Source organism: Ligilactobacillus acidipiscis DSM 15836, from assembly GCF_001435755.1.
Taxonomy (GTDB): domain Bacteria; phylum Bacillota; class Bacilli; order Lactobacillales; family Lactobacillaceae; genus Ligilactobacillus; species Ligilactobacillus acidipiscis.
The window spans coordinates 1-1176 of the sequence record NZ_AZFI01000289.1 but is presented as its reverse complement, the minus strand read 5'-3'; the positions used below and the strand labels follow the sequence as shown (position 1 = coordinate 1176).

The 1176-nt window shown below is 32.6% G+C and carries 1 protein-coding gene; it reads right to left on the bottom strand.

Features of this window, described 5'->3' with window-relative positions; genetic code table 11:
- Window positions 1–52: 52 nt before the first annotated feature.
- Window positions 53–901 (bottom strand): aminoglycoside phosphotransferase family protein, encoded by an 849-nt coding sequence (locus FC65_RS10745; protein WP_010494755.1) that lies wholly within the window; start codon window positions 899–901, stop codon window positions 53–55.
- Window positions 902–1176: the final 275 nt, after the last annotated feature.

The window sequence follows — 1176 nt, the reverse complement described above, 5'->3', positions numbered from 1 at the left end:
GCACTAAAAATTAACTTTCAACCTTTAGTTACAAGTTTATGCAAAAAACTTATTAAATTTCAAGCACAGGAACTCCATCACTGACAGTCGCCAACATTTGGTCAGCCATATCACCAAACTTTTCTTGCTCATGTGACTCATGGAAACTATAAATGTCCAAAGCTGTATAAAAGAGTAAAGCTTGCTGACAAGATTTCTGCGGGATCTCAAACTCTAGTAATGACTGATAACCGGCAATAAAACTTTGACGCATCTTCTTATCTTTAACTTCATAAAAGAAGAATTTGATAAAGTCTTCATATTGACACCCAATATGAGTTCTTTCAAAGTCGATCAAAACATAGTTTCCTTGGTAAATCATTATATTACGGATACTAAAATCCCCATGCAAAACAACTTTCTTAAGTTTTGCAAATTCCTGATCAGCAGCCGGCAAATCTTTTTCAATTACTTTTAGTACTCTTTTAGCCTTTTGTTGATGCTTTTCATCCTTTAACGAATCAAATTTAAATTTGATCTGTTGCGACAAAGATTCATTTGTCTGTGGTACACTGACCTTTCCTGTTAAATTCCGATGAAATTCTGCCAAAAGTCGACCATAGATATACGCTTGCTCTTCATTTAGGTCCTTTTGCTCAACTTCTTTTAGTTGTCTATCTTTCAAAACAACTACATAATTTTCACCAAAAATCACAGTACCAATAAAAATATCTGGACAATAAACTTGGTCAACATGCTGTTCTGCGTAAAACATCTCTTGCTGCTTAAAAATTTTTACAAACAGATCCGTTTTGTAATACTGACTATAACCTGCTAAATGTTGATTTCCAGCAACATCGTGAATCTTTTTTAGGTTTGCTTTATAATACTCATTAAGAAAATCAATCAAAACACTTTCCATTAACTAGCCTCCCTGTAACTATTATTTTAATTTTACGTTAAAAAATAAGCAGCTGCAAGAATTACAACCTGCACGTAACTGCATAGCTTTAGCAATTTGCTTAACTTTAATTAAATTGTGGTTCAATTTCTACGCAGCGCTTTCTTGTCGTAATTTCTGAAAAAACTTTTATTGCACAAAGCTCTTTTTAAGTGTAAGTTATTAAGAGTGCTTGAAAATTTCTCAGAAAACTTTTTGAAAAAGCATTTCTCCTGAATTATTCATACTTTTCGTTG

Coding starts and splice junctions, on each gene's coding strand:
- FC65_RS10745 (WP_010494755.1), bottom strand. CDS start 901: ATGGAAAGTGTTTTGATTGATTTTCTTAATGAGTATTATAAAGCAAAC.